This window comes from Lactonifactor sp. BIOML-A5 (assembly GCF_009677585.1).
Lineage (GTDB): Bacteria > Bacillota > Clostridia > Lachnospirales > Lachnospiraceae > Lactonifactor.
This window is the reverse complement of record NZ_WKYV01000062.1, coordinates 1-2073: the sequence shown is the minus strand read 5'-3', so window position 1 is coordinate 2073 and position 2073 is coordinate 1. Positions and strand designations below refer to the sequence as shown.

General features: G+C 45.3%; 1 protein-coding gene. It reads left to right on the top strand.

The window, feature by feature from the left end; all coding sequences use genetic code 11:
• Positions 1-144 precede the first annotated feature (144 nt).
• Complete coding sequence (locus GKG41_RS22995; RefSeq protein ID WP_154263240.1) at positions 145-1899, top strand: IS1182 family transposase; 1755 nt, start codon at positions 145-147, stop codon at positions 1897-1899.
• Positions 1900-2073: the final 174 nt, after the last annotated feature.

Genomic DNA, 2073 nt, shown 5'->3' with positions numbered 1-2073 from the left:
GGGGCTGTCGGGAAATAGATAGCCCTACACAGGGGCAGGCGTGATTCATACGAATCACGCCTGCCCCTGAAAATTATCCATAGAAAAGAAAAAAGATAGCTAACGACAGCCATCTTTTTTCCCATTCCATGTTATAATGGAACTATGCTAACCAAAGATTATTATAACGACTTTTTTGATTTTGGGCAACAGAAAATTAACTTCAGCTTCTTCGAATTGAGTTTACCCGATGACGATCCAGTCTTTACCCTAAAAAAAGTGATGGAGGAATTGGATTTTTCAGGCCTGCTCGCCTGTTATTCGGATAAGGGAAGAACCGGGTTCAACCCAATCATGATGTATGCTGTTGTGACTTACGCAAACATGCGCGGAGTCAGGGCTGTTGACCGTATTGTGGATCTGTGCCAAAGAGACCTTGCCTTTATCTGGCTGACCAAAGGGCAGAAGCCCAGGAGAGATGCTTTTTATGATTTTAAAGGAAAAAAACTTACAGAGGAAGTCCTGGATGAATTGAATCATCAGTTCCTTCGGCGCATGGAAAAGGAAGGGCTTATCACGCTCAAAGAACTCTTTATCGATGGCACAAAGATTGAGGCAAATGCAAACCGATATACGTTTGTCTGGCGAGGAAGCATCAACTACCACCTTGCCGGCCTGCTGGACACCATAGATGCTCTTTACACCAGGTACAATGCGTTTCTGCATAAGAACGGGTATGGGGCAAAATACGACCTTGGAGATGCCCAGATGTTTGTGATCGAAGGGATGGAGAAAGTTCGGCGTGTGATCGAGGACAACCGGAAACGGAAGCTGACTAAGCATAAGAAGATCTCCAATAACACGACCATAGAGATCGACAGCTGTTCCCCGTTAGAGATCCTGAAATTGCAGAAAAACCTGAAACGGATCGCGGAAGGGGAAGGGATCGGATTCCTTTACGGTAAGGGAAAACGGAAACCGGAGATCCAGAAGATCTACGAGGAGCTGGAGCTGTGCGGGACCCGACTGATGGAATATAAGGAATGCTTTGAGATCATGGGGAAAGACCGTAACAGCTATTCCAAGACGGACCTGGAAGCAACGTTTATGCGGATGAAAGAGGACCATATGCTCAATGGCCAGTTAAAGCCGGCATACAATGTCCAGATCGCGGTAGAGAATTACTTTATTCTCCATGCTCATATAAGTAATGACCGGACAGACTACAATACACTGGTCCCGGTTTTGGAAAAACACAGGAAGACATTTGGAGACGTACTAGAGTCCGTTACCGCTGACAGCGGCTACTGCAGCGAAAGGAACCTGCTGTATCTGAAAGAGAACGGGATCAGAAGTTATATCAAGCTTCAGGACCACGAGAAACGTAAGACCCGTGCTTATAAAGAGGACATCGGAAAGTATTACAACATGACCTACGCTGACTTTGAAGATGAACCCTATTACATCTGTCATGACGGGAGGGAGCTAAGACATATCCGGACGGAGAGCAAAGAGCGGGATGGTTATACCCAGACGATCGAAGTGTATGGCTGTGCGGATTGCAGCGGGTGTGAGCATAAGAGTAAATGTCTTTATAAATACAATGCAGAAAAAAATGCAGAGCGTCATAAAGTCATGAAGATCAACGAGCGGTGGGAAGAACTGAGGGAAGAATGCCATGGGAATATCCAGAGTGAAGAAGGGATCCTGAAACGGCAGACACGGTCGATCCAGACAGAGGGTCACTTTGGGGATATCAAAGAAAATGAAGGCTTCCGAAGGTTCCAATACCGCTCAACAGAAAAAGTGTATAAAGAATTCATGTTGTATGCAATAGGGCGTAATATCATGAAATACCACCGATTTTTACATCATGAGATCAAGAAATATGAAGGAAAAAAGGACCAGAAAGTGGCGTAGATAAAGGAGTGCCCCAGAAAAGCCAAACAAGGGGTTTTTGCGCCCTAAAATAAGAGTTATAAAAGGAAAGAGACAGTCCCCAGGAGCTTTCGGGCTTTGAAAAAGCCCGAATACTATGGGATTGTCTCTTCCTTGTATGTAAGGGGGCAAAAATCGATATTAACCGACAGCCCC